Below are 20,081 nucleotides of genomic sequence, written 5' to 3'. Positions count from 1 at the left end.
TTGTTTAATGTATTTGCTATAATGAATTTGAGGCTGATTCATTCAACATACTTGTTCCTTGCTTGATTTAATAAAGATCAATGAGTTATAAAAGCAAGGTAGTATTTTTTTGAAAATTTCTACCCTGCTTTTTATTTATTAATAGTTAACTATTAATAAATTCATTAAAGGTTTTCATCTGATACTCTAACACTTATAGTACCTGATAATGCTCCACTACTTGTTGTAAAACTTACATTATGTCTACCGCTCCACGCATTATTTACAGTTCTTGTCCTACTATCGTTTGCTGGTACTTCAAAACTCCAACGTTTATTACCATTATCATAGGATACAGTAACTGTTAATTCCTCATTTCTATTGTTTGTTACATGTATACGATAAGAATTATATCCTTCAGGTTGATCCCAACGCCTGCCACTAGAACCAATGGATTCATCCCTAATTGCTAGATAACTATCCCTTGGTTCTCTATCATCAGAATCATCTTCGTTTGTTTCAATTACTACTTCTTCCATGCTAACATCAGCATCATCTTCGTTTGTTTCAATCACTACTCCTTCAATAGGTTTTTGATTGGCACTTGCAAATATAAAACTTATTGAAAATAAAACTAGAAGTAATGATAGAATTAATGTTATTTTTTTCATTTTAATTCCTCCTCTTATTTGGTTGGTTTCCTCGAAAACTCCGATGTGTTACAATTACTTAATTCTAAAACTAGTCGAAATATTTGTCTCTATAAATCCTCCTATTGGCTTTTGCACATCCTAATGCTTACCAAGTATTAGGCGGCGCAAAAGCCTATCTAAATTGGTGGACCCACATCAATCATAGAATCACCCTTTCATTTGTATTATTTAGAATTCAATCTATAACAAATATAGATTGAATTCTAAACCCAGAATCAAATTTACTCTAATTTTGACTTCTCAAATAATTTGGTTCAGCATAAACAACTTCTCCATAAGCGTTAAATACATCTACTGCTTTATCTGCTTCTTCAACAGTGGAAAATTCAAATACATAAGCGTTAATTAATTCAAGATGTTCGACTTGTTTCATTTTTTTAAATATATTTTTTTGATTTATATTGTTGATAAAATCTACAAGCTCTACTCCATCAGCAAATTTCACTATGATTTTATCTGTTTTTTCATGATTTTTTGTATTGTCTTTGTAGTATTTTATTTTTGCTTTAATATCCCGACCAAATATATTTCTATCAATCCCTTTTATACTTCTTGCACTTGTTTCGGTTTTATTTGAAACTATCGCTTTGAAAGCATTAACAACTCCGTCGCTTAATACCTTATTCTTCAAGCTGTCCAATTTTGTTACGTTACTATCAGCAGTTAATCTTTCCTTAATCTCTATGGGTGTTAAGCCTAAATCATCTGACCAGACTAATCCTGCAACAGCTGATACTACTGGCGCTGCCATTGATGTACCATTCTTGTAGGTATAATTGTTTTGAGGATAGGTACTCAATATTTTTTCTCCTGGTGCAGCGATGTCCGTTGGTCCACCATAATTTGAAAATATGGCTAGTTCTCCATTAGCGTTAACAGCTGCTACAACGATAGAATTGTCATGATAATAACAAGCAGGGTATTCAGGATTGATACTTAAATCGTTTCCGTCATTTCCAGCAGCTATTACAAATAATATTTCTTCTGCTTTTAGCATTGCCTCTTGTTCTGAAACAGCTGGGGCATAACCCCCAAAGCTGCAATTCATTATCCTAATATCATTATCTTTCGCATACTGAATTGAATTGACAAAAGATGCTATTGCACCGTTATAAACCGGATACTCTGGTATTCTACTTCCCAGAACTTTTAAAGGTATAGGGGTGGATTCTGGTGCAATTCCTGCTATGCCTTGTCCATTATTTGCCTCAGCTCCTATAATTCCTGCAACGTGCGTTCCGTGGCCTGCTCTTGCTGATGAAGCAGAGAGGTTCTCATTAGCAGGAAAAACATCTTTCATATTATGAATAAAATTATAAGCCAGCGTTAAATCAATATTCTTTTTCAAATCTATATGATTATCATCTGTACCGGTATCTGCAATACCTATTTTAAAGCCATTTCCTTTGCTGTATTGCCATGCAGGAAGAATATTAATATCTACTCCATTCAAGTAATTCAGCAATCCCCATTGTTCTTGAAAGTTCTCATCATCAGGGTTGTTTAGCTTTTCAATGAACAAGTTATATTGATTATTTTGTAAATCAAAATTTTCGGCAGTAACCTTAATATAATAGGTTTTGCCTTCAAGAAGGGTATTGGCAAGTTCAAATGCTTTGGTATTAAGACCATCACTATTTTCCATCATAATATTTGTTTTTGTATCATCATAGAGTATGCCGTATGTATCTGCACTTCCTTTTGAAGTGATGCTATAACTACCTGTAGCTTCTGGGGTAAATGAAAACCAGTTTTGAGAATCTTCAGTTGGGATGATTCCTGGATACTCTGTATTCATTTCAACTACGATGGGGTTATCAATATTGTTGTAGGTTTCTTCTTTATTGCTTTCTTTTTCAACCTTTAGGGTAAATCTTCTCGTACCAATGCTGTAATGCTTAACCTGTATAAAATATTGTTCCTTTGATTTTAGCTTCTCTTTTATTTCAAAGTTTCCATAAGGATCATCGGGTTTGTCATCATTGCTGGCAATTAGATATCTATCTTTATTGTATAAATAACCATATGTATCTGTAGTTCCAGTTGTATAGATTACATAATATGCGTCTTCCGCCGGTGTAAATTTGAAATAGTTACTATCTCCATCAAATAATATTTCACCCTCCACGTCATTTTGTGTGGTGAGGATTCTTGCTGTTTCAAAAGTATGACCATAGTTGACAATTTTTTTAGGGATATGGCTGACTGTAAGTCTATAATAGTTATCGTTATCAAAGGATTTATTGTATCCGGCAACTTTTATATAATACCAATCATTTAGCTTTACATCTTTAATCGTGATGGTTTCAAAGTTATTTGTACTACAGGATGAAGCAATTTGTTTTTTATTACTGTCATAAACATACAAGTCAAAGTCTTTACCATCAGGTATATTGTCTAATAAAAATACAACATCCCCTTTTTCATAAAACATCGTCTTAAAATAATCTACATCATTAGAAGCACTAATTTTTCCATAAATAACCTCTTCAAATAACTTATTAGCTGTGTTTAAATTATCATTTTTTTCCCTTTCATATACAACACTTGTAACAGTGTCTTGTATCCTTCGGGTATAGTCTGTGTCATCTTCAAAATTTATGTTTCTTTCAACTTTATTTATATCAAGTATTAACCCAATGACTTCACTTTCAGCCTTATTGTATAAAATAAAATAACCGGTATATAATTCTTTTGAAACTGTTTCAACATCAATGCTATACTTTTGATTTAATAAAATTCCTTCTATAGACACGCTATTTTCTACTACTGATGAATAAATTGATTCTTTTTTAGTAGTGTTTTCTTCATGAATGTACAATTGTACTTTTTCATCACTTGAAAATTTAATATCTACAACATTGTTTGCAACTAAATTTTCAACAGCTATTGTAAAAGGCAACGTAGATTTACCTTCTGCCTTTACCGCAATTGGTTGAATAATTGTAAAACAACTCAGCAGTAAAACTAAAGCTGTAAAAAACGATATTATCTTTCGCATAATAAAAACCCCCTTGTTTGGAATAATGATTCTATAATTTACTATAGTTTTGCACAAATTAAAGCCTTAAGAATTTAACTTTACTACTGTTATGAAGCAATAGTAAGTATAGCATCTTTTACTGATATATTTTTCTCTACTTCTTGATCTAATGCGGTTTTGGAGAAAACAAGTTTTTCTAAGGAAAATGTACTCAGGTAGATACGAAGCTTTTTAAAACTAAGTTCTAATGTCCAAGGGATATCCCCTCGATAAACTTGTGTTTGAAGTCAACTACTATTTGAATATTTTATAGGAGTGGTTCTATCTAATATAAGGTTGGATGAATGACTTATTGCTAAAGTATGTATCTGCTACTGTTCTGGCCGGATACTTAAGAGCCTAATTACAGAACTGAAATAGTGCAGCATGGGCATTATGCCAAAAGTTCATTGGAGTAGCTATGTCATCGATATCGTTTGCCCACTGAAAACCCTTAGATTTATCCAATAATAGTCTGAAAATCAGTGGAAAACAAAGGGAAGTGGTTAGTGAAAAAAGAGCCAATGAAGCCTAATATACTCCAGTGGTGTTATTTGCCTTGATTTGTATTACCACAAGCAAACAAAGTAAACAAAATATTTGTAGTTAGGTATTGATAACAGTTCCTTTGAAAATAATAGTAGCTGTAGTGTTTCTAGAGGAATATAAATGTACATAAGAAACACTCCTTAATCAGGGGTCATTGTGCACATTTATATTTCTTTTTTCTTTTGTATGTAAATTATTGCGCATGACACACTTTTAATGCTTGTCCTTCATTACTAAGTCCATTATTTGAAAATTAATATAATTATGTTAAATATAACTGTATTATATTTAACATAATTATATATGTCAATACAAAATGAGAATTTTAGTTTATACAAATAAAAGGTTTAAAGCTATATACTAACGAACAATACCGAAATCAATTGCTTGGTTTTATTGTTTAAGCAGGAATCCCTTGACAAATATAGCTTAAAACCTATCTTGTATAATTGGATTTTCATTGACATTATAAAAAAAAGTTCTTATAATATTACATATAATATAGTAATACTTAATATAACCTTATTAAATATAATATATTGAGGTGATTTAATGGATAAAGCATCATTTTCGTTAACAAAAAATGAACAGCAAATTATGGAGCTTATGTGGACACAAGGCAGGGCTTTGTCTCGTTCTGAAATTATTGAACTTTCTCCGGAACGTTCTTGGAAAGACAGCTCTATTCATATTTTATTAAACAGCTTACTGGAAAAAGGTGCAATTAAGGTAGACGGCTATATAAAGACTGGTAAAAATTATGGACGTACGTTTTCTCCGATGATTACTCAAGAGAAATATCACATAATGCAGTTTAAGCAAAGTGCAAATTATCTTAAATCTAAATCTTCTGCCATTGCCTGTCTTGTATCTACGCTTATTCAAGATGATGAGATTGATAACGAGACATTGGAAAAATTGGAGGCTATATTACAGGCACGGAAGCGGGAGAAGAAATGAGCATCACAATTTTTTCATTCATTACTTCAATATTCTGGTGCAACATATATATTGCAATGATTGCCTTCATGAGGCGCCGCAACAGTTTTCTCATCCATTTCAGCATTGCACCTTTGGCACTTCTAACAGTTACAAGCATTTTCCGTTTGCTTTGTTCCGTTGAACTTCCAGCGACAGTTGTTTTACCCTCTGAAATTATTTTGCCTGCTGTTATTAATTTTCTTACTATGTCACTATTTACAGCTTTCGATGGTGTTGTTGTAATACGTATCTATGATGTGCTGCTTGTTGTTTGGGTGGTAGGAAGCATTTATAATTTGCAAAAATATATATGCCAATTAATTCAATTGAACAATTCTGTCGGCGTTGTTGACGGAACACGGGATATGCGAATTATTTTGTGTATGGATGAGATTATCGCGAAAAGCCAGAAAAACATGAAGGTTAAAATCATACAATCCAAAGAAATCAGTATCCCTATGATTACAGGATTTTTTAAACCTACGATTTATCTGCCGGATATACAGTTTTCAGATGGTGAACTGAAAAATATCCTGCTGCATGAATGGACTCATTTTTTACATAAAGACACATGGATCAAGTTATCTATGTATTTGATTAGTTCGGTATTTTGGTGGAATCCTTTCGTTCATCTTTTAAAGCACGAGTTAAATCATGTACTGGAAATTCAATGCGACTTAAGCATTACGTCTCAAATGGACGAGAAAGATCGTATTAGGTATTTGGAAAGCATTCTAAAGGTTATGAAATCAACAGGTAAAAAGAATTTCCAGCATACTATACCTGTCAATAGCACCGCATTAATCAGCACAAGTAAAACAAAAAAAATCCAGCAAAGATTTCGCTTGGTGTTGGAATATGACGGAAAGAAAAAGCAACGCATATTCCCTATATTTTTGCTTTGTGGTTTGATTCTGTTGTCTCATTTTGCTTCGTATAGGTTTGTGATACAGCCAAGATACTTTCCGACGGTTGAAGCAGGATATGAGGAGACCTTTATCATTACTCCGGAGAATTCATTTCTTATACTTAATGGAGATGGCACTTACTCCTTATATACAGATGGTCAATATAGATGTAATATAAACCAAATAAACGAAGAACCATTTTCATTATTGTCGGTTAAATAAACGGTTTGCCGAGAAAGGAGAGGATTTATGAAATTAAGAAATTTTGTGGTTCATTGCTCTACAGTTGGGCTGCTCTTAATATGTCTGAGTGGAGTCTTTAGCCCTAAATATGTTGTGTATGCAGCAGAGACAATGATTTACACTAAAGATACCAATGTGGTGATAAATGCGGAAGAAACAGAGTGGCGATATCGAGTTGTTGATGGAAGGCTGCAAAAACGATTGTGGTCTATTACTTATAATAAATGGCTTACCGATTGGGAGTGGGTATAATTCTTTGATATACTTGATATATACGTAAGTGTCGAGGGGATGGAGTTATTGACAACACCTATTCCTTTGGCATTTTTGTTTTAATAGGACACATAATAGAAGAATTATTTGGGAAAGATAGATTCAAGCAAATAGTAAAACATAAGATTGGGGATGCATATGTATAAGAAAATTACACTAGCACTATTCGTTATCATGATGATTGTACTGTCCAGTTGTGCATATCGCAGAAATCTGCCTCCCGACGAGACACCTGCGCCAAGACAGCAATCCACACCTGCAGAGGATGTCCCTAAGGAAGATAGATTAGCCAAGCCTCAAGGGGAAGCAGTGGAAGAAAATATAAACGGCTTCAATCTTGAAGATGATCTAAGGATCACTGAAAACACTCAAGAGGAGGAAGAAAACAGGATATCCTACCTTAATCAACAGCAGAAAACAGAGGTATTGCAAGAGATTGGATCTAAAAAGATGAACACTGTGTTGCAAGAATATAGCACCACCTTACCTGAAACCATCAATGATGCAATTCAGTATTTTCAATATGATATTTCTTTTGATTATTTCCTTGTAACGGCAGAGGAAGGTGCAGAAATTTTAGAAAATCCAGCACCAGATGCCACCGTTGTTGCCCAAGTAGAGAGCTTAGAGAAATTATCCCTCCTTCAAAGGGTTGAAGGTGAAGCCTTAGAGGATTCAAGCATTTGGTATAGGGTGGGATTTGAAGATGATAATGGCGTCGGTGAAGGATATCTTCATGCAACAACAGGTGTTCCTAGAAACTTTCGCTTTGATAGAATGGAAGAGGCCATCAACCAGTTAAGACAGCAGGTGGCCCAAGGAGATTTGCACTTTGTCAGTAACTATAAAAATCAAAATGGTGCACCTCCTCAAAAGGGAGATGCTGCAGTAGATGCGTATGGCTATAGAGTTTACCACAGTGCTCCTGCCTACCAGCAGGCAGATACAAATAGTGAATTTAGGTATATACCAGACGGAATGTTGGTACGCATCATAGAAGAGACGGAGGAATTTTACCATATTGATGTTCCAACTTTTGGTGGAGACTACTATATACCCAAACAATATATTGATCCAGATGTCACGCTAAGCCGGCTGGAGCACGTAGTTGTGGTAGACAGAGATCAGCAGAACCAGGCTTCCTTTGAGCTTGGTGAAGATGAACTTCATCTTGTATCATATACCTTGTCTACCACTGGAATTCCAGGAGATTTTTCCTTTGAAACCACTCTTGGTAGTTACAAGGTGATTGAAAAAAGAGATCGCTTTGAGTATTTAGAAAGTGGTACACAGGATATTGCAGGCTATGCCCCTTTTGCCGTACGATTTACAGGAGGAGCCTATATCCATGGTGTTCCAGTAGCCTATGAGAAGGAGGATGGAGAGAAAATTGATCCCGGGTTAATAGAATACCTTCATACCATCGGTACATTTCCCCGTTCCAACATGTGTGTACGGAACTTTACCAGCCATGCAGAATTCCTCCATAACTGGATAAATGTAGAAAACGGTGCGGTCATTGTGATAGAATAGGATCAAAGTAGTTGCTTTGCTACAAAAAAGGACGTGAATTTTCACGTCCTTTAAATTTGTTTAGGAAGCACTTGTTTTATACAACGGAGGAATCGACCATTATAAATTTTTGGAAAAAACTTAACCCTTTTCTTGCGTGAAGGTTGACAGAAGAAACTATTTCGTGTAAAATGTAAGTGAAAATTCAAGAATTGGAAGTGTGTGGATGTTAGAGGTAGTTCTTAACTAATCAAGTAAATATTTGCCTAGAAAAAAGATTTTTAGGGGATCTAATCCCTTTGTTTGTGTTGAATTTTTTTAGGTGATTGATTGGTAAGAACACCAGTAAATATCTTATTCACTTTCTATGCTTGATGATAAATAGTTCAAGATATCTAAGCTGTGGTTTTGTACAGCTTATTTTTGTTTTTGAAATATTTTTATCTATTGGTTTAAAAGGCGATAATGAATGGTTGTTCATTATCGCCTTTTTTGTTTAAAAAAGATGAGAGGAGAAAAGTACAATGAATAAAAAAGCTATGATTTATTTGGAATTTGATTTAATTAAGGATATATTAAAGGAATATACCCTTTCTCACTTAGGAGAAAAAAGGATAGAAGCACTGGAACCTATTACAGATAAAACGGTGATTGAAAACTGGATAAAGGAAACAACGGAAGGAGTACAACTATTATCAGGAGGCTCCAGTGCACCTCTCCATGCCCTCACAGGCATAGAAAGAGTGATGGAGAAGCTGGGCAAGGTCTCGGCTCTTTCAATAGAAGATATTATTACCATATATGATTTATTGATAGAAGGAAATCGAATGAAACAATATATGAAGGGAAGAATGGAGACCGCCCCCTGCTTAAGTAGCTATGCACTTTCTATTTCGGAATTACCACAACTCACTACCGAAATTGAAAAATCTATACAACATGGTAAGGTAAGTGATAAGGCTACCTCAACACTTGCTAAAATAAGAAAAAATATTAAAATAATAGATGAGAAGATAAAAACAAAGTTAGAGAATATTTTAAAGTCTTCAGAAATCAAAAAATATTTACAGGAAAATTTAATCAGTACAAGAGATGGAAGGTATGTCATACCTGTCCAAGCCCAATATAAAAGCAAGGTGAAGGGAACTGTATTGGATTCTTCTGCCACGGGTTCAACTGTTTTTATTGAACCAGAAAGTATCAGAAAACATTGTGGAGAACTTTCTTTGCTTAAAATACAGGAGGAGAAAGAGATTTACAAAATATTATCTGATTTAACCCTTTTGATAGAAACCTATCAAAGAGAAATTGCCGTTAATATCGAAGTGATGGTACAATACGATTTTGTTTTTGCCAAAGCTAAGTATAGCAGAGCTATTGAAGGAGTACCTGTAAAACTCAATAATAAAAGTTACATTAAGATTGTTGAAGGCAAGCATCCTTTAATCGGTAAAACTGCTGTAGCTTTAGACTTTGTTATTGGGGAGGCTTATAAAGCTTTGGTGATTACAGGACCCAACACCGGCGGGAAAACTGTTGTATTAAAAACAGTAGGACTTCTAACCTTGATGGTGCAATCAGGCTTACATGTTCCTGTAAAGGAAAATAGCGAGTTTGCAATATTTGATGATGTCTTAGTGGATATAGGAGATGGTCAAAGTATAGAGCAATCCCTTAGCACTTTTTCCTCCCATATAGAAAACATCAAGGAAATATTAACACAAGCTACGAATAATACATTGGTTATAGTAGACGAACTAGGAGCAGGAACAGATCCTGGAGAAGGTATGGGTCTAGCTACTTCTATTTTAGAGAATCTTATGGAAAAAAAAGCTACAATCTTAGCCACCACCCATTATAATGGGATAAAGGAGTTTGCTGCAAAAAAAGAAGGTTTTGAAAATGGTGCCATGGGTTTTGATATCTTGTCTTTAAAGCCTCTCTATAAATTGAAGATAGGAAAATCCGGAGAGAGTAATGCCTTTTTGATTGCTTTAAGACTGGGCTTAGATAGATCCATCATTGAGAGGGCCCACGAAATAACCTATGGAGAAAAGAAGCTTTATTCTATGAAACTGGTAGAGGAAATGGCAGAAGGGCAAAAAACAAATGTTTTTGTTAGTAAGGAAAAGAAGAGGGTAGAAACCTTGAATAAAAAAGAAAACAAGCAGGAAAAGTCCGAAAAAAAGAGAAGTTTTCATATAGGAGATTGTGTTTTAATAAGCTTTTTGGGAAAAACAGGCATCGTATGCCAAGAAGAAAATTCTGTTGGGGAAGTAGGCGTTTTATATCAAGGAAAAAAGATCAAGGTCAATAGGAAAAGGCTTTCTTTGTATGTAGAGGCGGAGGCACTATATCCTGAGGATTATGACATGAATATTCTATTTGAAAGCAAAGAAAACCGAAAAAAACAGCACAAAATGAGTAAAGGTTATGTGCCGGGATTGGTGATTGAGTATGATAAAAAAGAATAAGAGGAACGAGTCTATTTTATAAATTATGACCGAGGGGACGTTTGGGTAAAATTAAAGAGTACTGATGGAAAACAAAACCTCCCTTTAGCTGTTTAAAAACGATCCTTTTTCTTTTATTCTTAGGATGAAAGGCGTTTCTTTTAATATTTTCATTATTGTAGCATATTTTGTAAATTGATATAATAAACATATTGGAAAAATTATGGAAGAATACAAAGAACAGTATCTTTTAAATTTAGAGATACGATAAATTAAGAAAGAGAGTGGATTAAATGAAAAGTGAAAGAATAATAAAAGAAATTTTGGAATGGGGAAAAATTCTTCTTTTTTCCCTAGTAGCATCTATATTCCTTAGTGCATTTATTCTTCAACCGTCAATAGTATGTGAAGCCTCTATGGAACCAACATTGGAGGGAAAGAGCTCTTTTGATGTTAACAAGGCTGGAGATTATGTAATGATATTTAAAAGTGCATATATACTAGGTAACGAACCTGAATATGGCGATATTGTTATCATCGATAGTAGAGTAAATAGACAGAGGACTTTAAAGGATAAGGTTATAGACAATCCTTTAATAAGAAGGGCTATGAATGATACGAATGATAGACAATTTTGGATAAAAAGAGTCATCGGGGAAGCTGGAGATTTATTAGAATTTAAAGAAGGGACAGTATATCGTAATGGCATAGCTCTAGAGGAAGATTATATTAAAGAGGATATGATGAAGGCTTTTGAAACAATAAAGGTACCAGAAAATCATGTTTTTGTTATGGGAGATAATAGAAACATAAGTATTGACAGTAGAGAAATTGGATCAGTGCCTGTTGAAAATGTACTAGGAAAAGTTATTTTTAGATTTTATCCCTTTAATAAAATAAGTATATATTAGCACAGGTAGCTTTTATAGATTTCTTTAAATTGTTAATAGCGTTGGTTTATATACCTAGCATAAGGATTATTTAAAACCCCTTTTGTTGACACATTTTCTTTTATGGTCATAGAAGGGGCTTTCTATCTCATTAAGTGACTACGTATAGTTACAGCATGATAGTTATATCTCAGAAAAAAGGACATGAAATTTGAAGTGTCCTTCAAATGTTAGACATAAAAACTAACATTTGGAGGAGCATTTTTGCATGACAAAATATAACGAAGAAACAAAAAAGAAATTCATTAATTTAATGCAAACCAGGTATTGCATGCCAAGAAGAAAATTATGAAAGCTATATACCGGGTTGAGTGATTGACTATGATAAGGAAGAATAGGGGGAAGCAGTTTAATTTGGGGTTTAAGCTACTGATAAGAGTGGTATAGTCTTAAAAGAAGAGAAATTTTAGATATATATAATCATATAGAAGGGAGACAGCAATGTTAAAAATAAAAAACTTATCAAAAACCTATGTAAAAAACCAAAAAGAAGCTTTGAAGAATGTCAATCTCAATATAACGCAAGGGGAATTCACAGCACTATTGGGTCAGAATGGCGCAGGAAAAACTACTTTAATTAATATACTGGCAGGAAATGTGAAAAAAACCTATGGTGAGATACAGATAGGGGGATATGATTTAGACAAACAGGAATTAGAAACGAAAAAAATCATCGGTATTGTTCCCCAAGAAATAGCTTATGATCCTGCCTTTACAGTAGAGGAGATTTTAACAAAGCAGTCGGGTTATTTCGGCTTTAAAAACAACAAGGAATATATTGATGAACTGTTGGAGGCTTTAGCATTGAAAGATAAAAAAAAGGCTTATGGTAGAGCGCTGTCGGGTGGTATGAAGAGAAGACTTTTAATAGCAAAAGCCCTCGTGCATAAACCCAAAATCCTTATATTGGATGAACCCACCGCTGGTGTAGATATAGAACTACGCCATACTATGTATGAATTTTTAAAAAAACTACACAACACTGGGATGACTTTGATACTGACCACCCATTATATAGAAGAAGCAGAAAAATTATGTAAAAGGGTGGTTGTAATAAACGAGGGTGCTATTATTGCAGATGCGCCGAAGGATAAGTTGTTGAAGGATTTTTCTAAGGAAATAAAAGTTGAACTTCTTTTTGATTGGGATTTAGATGTAGCTGACTTTGTGTTTTTGAGGGAATATCATCCCAAAGTAAAGGAGAAAAGGAAAGTTTCCTTCAAGATAGATAAAGATGACTTGGCTAAGGTATTAGAAAGGATCACACAAAACAACATGAAATTTGTAGACCTGAATATAGAAAAACAAAAGCTAGAAGACATCTATTTACAGTTAATCAGAGGTTAGGAGGATTTTATGAGTAAAACATCAATATTTTATAACAAAACTGGTTTTATGACTTTGTTAAAAAGAGAAATTCATAGATTTATGAAGGTTTCTGTTCAGACGATTCTTGCGCCGCTGCTTTCAAATATATTGTATCTGGGTATATTTGGAGGAATGCTGCAAACGAGGGAAGTGGGGATTGAAGGGGTAAATTATCTTTACTTTCTCGTTCCAGGACTAACCACCATGGGGGCAATTCTTGCTTCTTTTCAAAATCCTTCCTTCTCTATCGTTGTGCAGAAGTTTCAGAATACAGTACAGGATTTAAATAGTTACCCAATTTCTGATATTGAAAAATCTTTGGCATTTGTTCTTGGGGGCACCTTTAGAGGTTTATTGGTAGGTTCCTTAACCTATTTTGCCACTATTTTTTTTGTTGGCTACAGAATAGAGCATCCTTTATTATTCTTTGTTTCCCTTGCGGTAACCTCCTTTATTTTTGCATCAATAGGATTGATTTCGGGGCTTATACTGGATAGTTTTGAAAAAATGAATTTTGTATTGGCTATTGTTATCACACCACTGACCTATATAGGAGGCGTATTCTTTGAAATTACAAAATTACCTGGTATGTTATCAAAAATTAGATATATTAACCCTATCTACCCACTTGTAAATATTACCCGATATACGTATATAGGTGTTTATGAAGGGAATCTACTCCTACAGTTGTTGGCAGCCAGTGTTTTTTGTATAGGATTTTTCTTCATTGCAGTATATATATTTAAAAAGGGTTTTGGCATCAAAATCGATTAGTAAAAAAAGAAAAAAGGGATAGATGACCTTTCTATCCCTTAGCTTGATATGGCTCCCAACATAGTGAGAATCTTGATCAAGATTCTTCACTATGTTTAGGAGGGCAGTTTGAAAAAATTTTTCATGATGCTATATGTATATAAGAAAAACAGCCTTAACCTACAACATTTATTGGTTTTCCCTTAATAAAGGCGGCAATATTATCAGACACAAGCTGAATCAGTCTTTCACGAGACTCAAAGCATTTCCAACCTATGTGGGGTGTAAGCATTACGTTGTCCATGGCGAACAATGGATTGTCTAGTGCTGGAGGTTCAGGATCTTGTACGTCTAGAGCAGCCCCCGCAAGGACGTTGTTTTGGAGGGTCTCTATCAAATCAGTTTCCTTAATAATAGGGCCTCTAGCTGTATTGATAATAAAAGCTGTAGGCTTCATAAGTTTTAATTTATCTTTATCAATAAGATGTTTTGTATCAGGAGTAAGTGGGCAATGGATTGAGACAAAATCGCTACCCTTCAATACTTCTTCAAGAGAAGCAGATTTTATATTTGGTTCTTCATAGTTCTTAGGTGTGCGATTATATGCTAGAACGTTCATGCCCAAGGCACTAGCCACCTTGATTACCTGTCTGCCAATAGCACCTGTACCAATCACCCCAAGGGTTTTGTTTTGCAACTCAAAATGAGGGACCTGAAGGTGCTTTGTAAAATTAGTAAAATTGCTTTGTTTAATCATGTTTTGTTGCAGCACCATAGAGGAAGCAAAATTCAGCATGAAGGTGATTGCTAGTTGCGCAACAGCTTCAGTACTGTAGCCTGGTATATTGCAGACGGTGATATTTTTATTCGCTGCGGCAATAATATCAATATTATTATAGCCAGTGCCAGCTTCGCAAATAAGCTTAACAGAAGGTGGAAATTGTTCAATTAAATCTTTACCGAGGGGCAATTCTTTGGTGATAATCACACTTTGATTTTGCACTCTTTCTAAAATTTCTTCATCACTGCTGGCATCGTATTTGGTAAAAGTGCCAAGTTCTTGTAGGGAAGAAAAGTTAAGCTGATGATCAAAGTCTACTTTTGCTGAATTGAGAAACACTATTTTTTCCATAGAGACCTCCTAATGTTTAATATTGATATTTTTATTATACGAAATTTATGATTGCTTGTAAAACTTAGCATCTGTAATTATTATTGTCCAAGGAAAAAAATCTATAAAAAATCTTTTAAAATTACAATAGAATAAATAATTGAGGAGGAAGAAAAATGAAATGCTTATACTATCCACCAATGGTATACTGGTAAAACGTCCATTGGCTATTGGAGAAAATTTTGTTTTGGTGGGTTTTAAGGCGGAGGAATGGGAGAAGCTTATGAAAAAATAAAAATATTCTTTAGAAAGTTGGTGTAGTGATGAAACAACACTTCAAAAAACCTATCATGGAAGTGATTAAAAGCAGGTATTCAGTAAGGACCTATCGGCCTGAGAAGTTGTCGGAGGAAATAAAGGAGGAAATAAGAGAATATGCTGCAGCCCTTAAGGGACCTTTTGGCCCTAAGGTAAGACTGGAATTGATTGATTGTTTCGAGATTTTGGAGAAAAATGGTGGAAAAATCGGTACTTATGGCGTAATAAAAGGGGCTCAAGATTATATTGCAGCAATTGTAGAAAATGGTGAAAAGGATCTTGAGGCGTTAGGCTATGTCTTGGAAAAATTTATCCTATATGCAGCTTCTATAAATCTTGGAACTTGTTGGTTGGGAGGAACTTTCAAAAGAAACCAGTTTGTCAAGATGGTTGCATTAAAAGACAATGAAAAACTACCTATTGTTACGCCTATAGGCTATCCAGAAGATAAAAAAAGCGTAGTGGAGTCATTTATGCGTTTTGCTGTAGGCGCTAATAAAAGAAAATCATGGCATCAACTCTTTTTTGATGAAAGTTTCAATAAACCGTTGAAAGAAAAAGGGGCAAAGGAATACTTAGCAGCACTAGAAGCTATAAGACTAGCCCCTTCTGCTTCAAATAAGCAGCCATGGAGAATCGTGAAAAAAGAAAAAGTATACCATTTTTATTTAAAGAGAGATCAAGGATACGGAGAAAAGCTGGGCTTTAATATTCAGCGGATTGATATGGGAATTGCTATGTGCCATTTTGAAATGGTTTTACAGGAGCTAGGGGTCAAGGGAAACTGGATAATAGAAAATCCCCAGGTAGATCCTGCTGGAATAGAAAACCTGGGGTATGTAGTGAGCTGGGTGGAATAAAGTTATTACAATACTTTAGGCTTTGTAAATGACAAGACCTATTTAGCTGAAGCTGTTTGGATGCTGAGATGGGATATAGTTTAACAACTTTCAAATTGAGAATAATACAAATCTGCGTAAAGGCCTTTTTTCTTTAACAGACTTAGATGGTCCCCTTGTTCTACGATATTTCCGTCCCTAAGCACCAAGATTGTATCTGCGTTTTGAATGGTGGAAAGCCGATGAGCAATGACAAAACAAGTCTTTTCCTTCATTAGATTGCTCATAGCTTCTCGGATTTGAAGCTCAGTCCTTGTATCTACATTGGAGGTAGCTTCGTCCAAAATTAGCATCTTAGCATCTAAAAGCATGGCTCTGGCAATGGTCATCAACTGTTTTTGTCCTTGTGAAATATTTATGCCCTCTTCATTCAAAACTGTATCATACCCTTTGGGAAGCTGGGTGATGTAGCTGTGAATTTTTGCCGCCTTTGCTGCTACAATCACTTCCTCCAAAGAAGTATTCTCCTTACCATAGGCAATGTTTTCATAAATGGTGCCATGGAACAACCAGGCATCCTGCAAAACCATAGCATAGGATAAACGAAGATTTTTTCTGGTGATTTTCTTGATATCAACACCATCTAATGTAATGCTCCCTTGATGGGGGTCATAAAAACGCATTAATAGATTAATGATGGTAGTTTTCCCTGCACCGGTTGGCCCTACAATGGCAATAAGGTTTCCCTTGTCTGCCTTTAAATTAAGATGATGAAGGATGATTTTATCTTCATGATAACCGAAATCAACATTTTTTATGGCGACATCACCTTGAAGGTTTGTAAAGGCCTGGGTCTCCCCTAGAGCATTGGATTCCGGGGCTTCATCCATTAAGCGAAATACCCTTTCAGCAGCGGCAGAAGCTGATTGCAACTCGTTGAGGATGTTTGCCATTTCGTTGATAGGCCCAGAAAATTTTCTTGAGTAAAGCACAAAGGAGGAGACACTGCCTAAGGTAAGTTGTCCAAATAGGTATAGAAGTGCTCCAAAGACACTAACAAGTGATAAAGATAAATTATTGATAAAGTTGATGGAAGGTCCCATCATACTGCCATAATATTCTGCAGCATAGTAGGCATCCACCGCCTCTTGGTTTTTTTCATCAAAGCGCTGGAGCATGACTTTTTCGCGATGATAAGCCTTGATTGTTTTTTGTCCAGAAATCATTTCCTCAACAAATCCATTTAATTCACCAAGCTTGGCAGAGCGCCTTCTGAATAAAGGTCTTACTCTATTGGCCATATACTTAGTGAAGCAAAGGGATATAGGAATGGTGATGCCAAAAATAAGTACCATGGCAGGAGAAATAAGGATCATCATCAAAAGAGAACCTATGACGGTGATCGTACTGGTGGAAATTTGCACTAAGTCATTGGAAAGAGAGGCATTAATCGTATCAATATCATAGGTGATACGACTGATAATATCTCCAGTTTGATGACGATCAAAATAACTTACTGGCAAATCTGCAAGTTTTTCAAAAACATCTTTACGCATTTTAAAGGTGACTTTTTGACTTAAATCAATCATTAAAATAGATAGAAAGTAAGAAAAGCCAGACGATAGAATATAAAACAAAATCATCAGCCCGCAAAAGAAAAATACCCTTTCAAAAACCACAGCTCCTTTGCCGAGCTCAATGGCATTAATAGCATAACCAGACAGCATGGGTCCTACTAAGGCAAGTAAATTACTGGTAATCGTTAAAAACAGAGCAAGAAACAGGGTCCATTTATATTGATAAAGATATCTCCATAAGCGGAAAACAAGACTGCCCTTGATTTGAACTATTTTTTCCTTAATCATGCCTACCATCCCCCATTTGCCATTGATTCATTTCTTGATAGCTTTTACAACTTTTGAGAAGTTCTTCGTGGTTGCCGTATCCAAGAACTTTACCATCTTCCAGTACTAAAATTCGGTGGGCATGCATAATAGAACTTACCCGTTGCGCCACAATAATGGTGGTTGTACTTTGAAAATTTTCATAAAGGGACTTTCTAAGTTTTGCATCCGTCCGATAATCTAAAGCACTGGAGGAATCATCTAAAATCAAAATTTCTGGATTGCCTGCCAAAGCTCTAGAGATCAAGAGGCGTTGTTTTTGTCCTCCGCTTAGGTTAGAACCTTTTGCAGTCAATAAATGTGTATATCCGTCAGAAAGAGAAGTGATAAATTCCTCAGCTTGTGCAAAACAAGAGGAAGCTGCAATTTCTTCTAGGGCCAGCCCTCTACCAAAATCAATATTTTCTGCAATGGTGTCGGCAAACAGCACATCATTTTGAAAAACCACACCAAACTTTGTATGAAGCTCCTCCTGTGGGATACTGTTGATATTTCTACCGTGGATACGAATAATACCTTTATCAACATCATAAAAACGCATCAATAGTTTAATGATGGTGGATTTTCCACTGCCGGTTGTACCAATAATGCCAAGGGTTTCACCTTGCCTTAAATGAAAGCTAATGTCTGTCAGGTTTTCCTGCTGGTTGTAATAGGAAAAAGAAACATGATCAAAAGAAATATGATAGGGGCTGTCTATCGTATCCTTTTCTTGAAGTACTAAATCTTCAGAGGCCTGCAGCACCTCATTAATTCTTTGAAAAGAAGCATTTCCTTTAGAAAAAATCACAAAGATTCTGCTGATTGACAGCATTGCGTGTAAAATAATTGTAAAGTAGGTTAAAAAAGCGATGATTTTACCCGGTTGTGTCAGTCCATTGTTGACACGGTAAGCACCTACTAAGATGACAACTGTCAGGCCCAAATTTAAAAATAAATTCATCATAGGGCTGGTAATAGCCATCGTCATCGCGGCCTTTTTTTCATCCTCTACAACTTCTGTATTTATTTTTGAAAAACGATTTTTCTCATAGTCGGTTTTCGATAATGCCTTAATAACACGGATGCCTGTAATGTTTTCTCGGAGGGTACGTACCATTTTATCTACTGATTGCTGTAGTTTATCGTACAAAGGAATGCTTTTCTTAGAAATAAAATAAACCAAGATAATAATAAAAGGCAAAACTGCTAGAAGCACTAAGGTTAAATAAAAGTCTAAGGTTAAGGTAACCAAAATGCCACCTAAAATTAAAATAGGTGCGCGAACCCCCATACGCTGCATCATTCCAATCATGTTGTGGACATGATAAGTATCTGAAGTCAATCTAGAAATCAGCGAGGGCATGGTAAAGTCATCTACTTGGCTGCATGAAAGATAAGAAATTTTTTTAAATAAGTCATGCCGAATTTGCTTGGTGGTATCACGGGCTACTCTGGAGGCCATATGATTGGCAGTAATGTTGGCGCTAATTGCAAAGATAGAGCAAAATACCATCATTAGACCCCAAAGTAAAATAAGACGAATGCTGCTCTGTGGAACAATATGGTCAATCATGTGGGCCAAAATCCAAGGCAAAAGCAAGTCGGTTATGGTTCCCATAAATTTGATGAATAATCCCAGCGAGATGCTGGCTATGTAGGGTTTTAAATAAGGAATAAGCTTTTTCATCGCTTTTCACTAGATCCTTCTAGGTTTTTTTCCACCAACTTAGCGGCCTTATGCATGACTTTTTTCATCATAATCATCAGTAGTTCTTTCTCTTCTTCTGAAAAATCCTCCAACAAATAAGCATTTAGTTGATATAGAGCCTCCCGTACCTTTGGATACACCTGCATCGCTTTTTCAGTAGGGTATACCTGTCTTTGACGTCGATCATTTTCACACGGAGTACGAGTGATAAATCCGTTGTCCTCCAACAGTGCCAATTGCCTTGTCACATTGCTTTTATTCACATAAATTATCCTTGCCAGCTGGTCTTGAGAAATTCCTGGATGTTGACAAATGTTTAAAATGTAGGAATGTTGGTAACCATTCAGGCCATAGGCTTCTAATACATCGCTGCGGTAAAGGGCGGCACACCGAGAGGTGCGGCTGATATATTTCATTAAAGGATCCATTTTGTCCCTCCTTAAATAATTAGTTGCGAATGCAACCGTTTCTGTTATCTATAATTTAACATAAGAGGAAAAGAATGTAAAGAACTA

General features: G+C 35.2%; 15 protein-coding genes. 9 read left to right on the top strand and 6 right to left on the bottom strand.

Translation table 11 applies throughout. The features are described from left to right. Positions 1–164 precede the first annotated feature (164 nt). Positions 165–650, bottom strand: a complete 486-nt coding sequence (locus BJL90_RS00395) for a hypothetical protein (protein ID WP_070963312.1) — start codon at positions 648–650, stop codon at positions 165–167. Positions 651–918: 268 nt separating this feature from the next. Then, positions 919–3,693: a S8 family peptidase gene (locus tag BJL90_RS00390; protein WP_070963310.1), complete on the bottom strand. Its 2,775-nt coding sequence runs from the start codon at positions 3,691–3,693 to the stop codon at positions 919–921. 1,122 nt (positions 3,694–4,815) lie between these two features. Here BJL90_RS00390 and BJL90_RS00385 point away from each other — a divergent pair. The 8 genes from BJL90_RS00385 (at position 4,816) to BJL90_RS00350 (ending at position 13,725) form a co-directional block, all read left to right on the top strand. Next, complete coding sequence (locus BJL90_RS00385; RefSeq protein WP_070963309.1) at positions 4,816–5,223, top strand: BlaI/MecI/CopY family transcriptional regulator; 408 nt, start codon at positions 4,816–4,818, stop codon at positions 5,221–5,223. Next, positions 5,220–6,374 carry a M56 family metallopeptidase gene (locus BJL90_RS00380; RefSeq protein WP_070963307.1) on the top strand — a complete coding sequence of 385 codons (1,155 nt, stop codon included), beginning with the start codon at positions 5,220–5,222 and terminating at the stop codon, positions 6,372–6,374. The genes BJL90_RS00385 and BJL90_RS00380 overlap by 4 nt, the downstream gene beginning before the upstream one ends. Positions 6,375–6,488: 114 nt before the next feature. Then, entirely contained in the window at positions 6,489–6,647 is a 159-nt protein-coding gene (locus tag BJL90_RS21705) for a hypothetical protein (RefSeq protein ID WP_156778670.1), read from the top strand. A gap of 159 nt (positions 6,648–6,806) precedes the next feature. Continuing rightward, positions 6,807–8,201, top strand: coding sequence for a L,D-transpeptidase (locus BJL90_RS00370; protein ID WP_070963303.1), 1,395 nt, complete (start codon positions 6,807–6,809; stop codon positions 8,199–8,201). 503 nt (positions 8,202–8,704) lie between these two features. After that, positions 8,705–10,654 (top strand): endonuclease MutS2, encoded by a 1,950-nt coding sequence (locus BJL90_RS00365; RefSeq protein ID WP_070963302.1) that lies wholly within the window; start codon positions 8,705–8,707, stop codon positions 10,652–10,654. Positions 10,655–10,926: 272 nt separating this feature from the next. Next, on the top strand, positions 10,927–11,544 hold the full coding sequence (gene lepB / locus BJL90_RS00360) for a signal peptidase I (protein WP_070963300.1): 618 nt from the start codon (positions 10,927–10,929) through the stop codon (positions 11,542–11,544). A 480-nt stretch (positions 11,545–12,024) separates the two neighbouring features. Further along, on the top strand, positions 12,025–12,930 hold the full coding sequence (locus BJL90_RS00355) for an ABC transporter ATP-binding protein (RefSeq protein WP_070963299.1): 906 nt from the start codon (positions 12,025–12,027) through the stop codon (positions 12,928–12,930). Between the two features lie 9 nt (positions 12,931–12,939). After that, positions 12,940–13,725, top strand: coding sequence for an ABC transporter permease (locus tag BJL90_RS00350; RefSeq protein WP_070963298.1), 786 nt, complete (start codon positions 12,940–12,942; stop codon positions 13,723–13,725). 154 nt (positions 13,726–13,879) lie between these two features. Here the strand turns inward: BJL90_RS00350 and BJL90_RS00345 are convergent, their stop codons facing one another. Beyond that, positions 13,880–14,836, bottom strand: a complete 957-nt coding sequence (locus BJL90_RS00345; protein WP_070963296.1) for an NAD(P)-dependent oxidoreductase — start codon at positions 14,834–14,836, stop codon at positions 13,880–13,882. A 302-nt stretch (positions 14,837–15,138) separates the two neighbouring features. On the opposite strand from BJL90_RS00345, the gene BJL90_RS00340 reads away from it, so the two are divergent. Further along, positions 15,139–15,993, top strand: coding sequence for a nitroreductase family protein (locus BJL90_RS00340; RefSeq protein WP_070963294.1), 855 nt, complete (start codon positions 15,139–15,141; stop codon positions 15,991–15,993). Between the two features lie 80 nt (positions 15,994–16,073). Here BJL90_RS00340 and BJL90_RS00335 read toward each other — a convergent pair whose 3' ends face one another. From BJL90_RS00335 to BJL90_RS00325, 3 genes are read right to left on the bottom strand one after another with little or no spacing between them, the layout of a single operon-like run. Then, positions 16,074–17,837 carry an ABC transporter ATP-binding protein gene (locus BJL90_RS00335; protein ID WP_070963292.1) on the bottom strand — a complete coding sequence of 588 codons (1,764 nt, stop codon included), beginning with the start codon at positions 17,835–17,837 and terminating at the stop codon, positions 16,074–16,076. Further along, entirely contained in the window at positions 17,830–19,545 is a 1,716-nt protein-coding gene (locus BJL90_RS00330; RefSeq protein WP_070963290.1) for an ABC transporter ATP-binding protein, read from the bottom strand. Before BJL90_RS00330 ends, BJL90_RS00335 begins: the two co-directional genes overlap by 8 nt. After that, positions 19,542–19,994, bottom strand: a complete 453-nt coding sequence (locus BJL90_RS00325; RefSeq protein WP_070963288.1) for a MarR family winged helix-turn-helix transcriptional regulator — start codon at positions 19,992–19,994, stop codon at positions 19,542–19,544. Before BJL90_RS00325 ends, BJL90_RS00330 begins: the two co-directional genes overlap by 4 nt. Between the last annotated feature and the right edge of the window lie 87 nt (positions 19,995–20,081).

Origin of the sequence: Clostridium formicaceticum (genome assembly GCF_001854185.1) — a bacterium.
Lineage (GTDB): Bacteria > Bacillota > Clostridia > Peptostreptococcales > Natronincolaceae > Andreesenella > Andreesenella formicacetica.
This window is presented reverse-complemented; position numbering and strand designations above follow the sequence as displayed.

What these genes read in the sequence shown, in the direction of transcription:
- BJL90_RS00395 (WP_070963312.1), bottom strand. Translation starts at nt 650, where the DNA reads ATGAAAAAAATAACATTAATTCTATCATTACTTCTAGTTTTATTTTCA.
- BJL90_RS00385 (WP_070963309.1), top strand. Translation starts at nt 4,816, where the DNA reads ATGGATAAAGCATCATTTTCGTTAACAAAAAATGAACAGCAAATTATG.
- BJL90_RS00345 (WP_070963296.1), bottom strand. Translation starts at nt 14,836, where the DNA reads ATGGAAAAAATAGTGTTTCTCAATTCAGCAAAAGTAGACTTTGATCAT.
- BJL90_RS00370 (WP_070963303.1), top strand. Translation starts at nt 6,807, where the DNA reads ATGTATAAGAAAATTACACTAGCACTATTCGTTATCATGATGATTGTA.
- BJL90_RS00380 (WP_070963307.1), top strand. Translation starts at nt 5,220, where the DNA reads ATGAGCATCACAATTTTTTCATTCATTACTTCAATATTCTGGTGCAAC.
- BJL90_RS00350 (WP_070963298.1), top strand. Translation starts at nt 12,940, where the DNA reads ATGAGTAAAACATCAATATTTTATAACAAAACTGGTTTTATGACTTTG.
- BJL90_RS00325 (WP_070963288.1), bottom strand. Translation starts at nt 19,994, where the DNA reads ATGGATCCTTTAATGAAATATATCAGCCGCACCTCTCGGTGTGCCGCC.
- BJL90_RS00390 (WP_070963310.1), bottom strand. Translation starts at nt 3,693, where the DNA reads ATGCGAAAGATAATATCGTTTTTTACAGCTTTAGTTTTACTGCTGAGT.
- BJL90_RS00335 (WP_070963292.1), bottom strand. Translation starts at nt 17,837, where the DNA reads ATGATTAAGGAAAAAATAGTTCAAATCAAGGGCAGTCTTGTTTTCCGC.
- BJL90_RS00340 (WP_070963294.1), top strand. Translation starts at nt 15,139, where the DNA reads ATGAAACAACACTTCAAAAAACCTATCATGGAAGTGATTAAAAGCAGG.
- lepB (WP_070963300.1), top strand. Translation starts at nt 10,927, where the DNA reads ATGAAAAGTGAAAGAATAATAAAAGAAATTTTGGAATGGGGAAAAATT.
- BJL90_RS00365 (WP_070963302.1), top strand. Translation starts at nt 8,705, where the DNA reads ATGAATAAAAAAGCTATGATTTATTTGGAATTTGATTTAATTAAGGAT.
- BJL90_RS00355 (WP_070963299.1), top strand. Translation starts at nt 12,025, where the DNA reads ATGTTAAAAATAAAAAACTTATCAAAAACCTATGTAAAAAACCAAAAA.
- BJL90_RS00330 (WP_070963290.1), bottom strand. Translation starts at nt 19,545, where the DNA reads ATGAAAAAGCTTATTCCTTATTTAAAACCCTACATAGCCAGCATCTCG.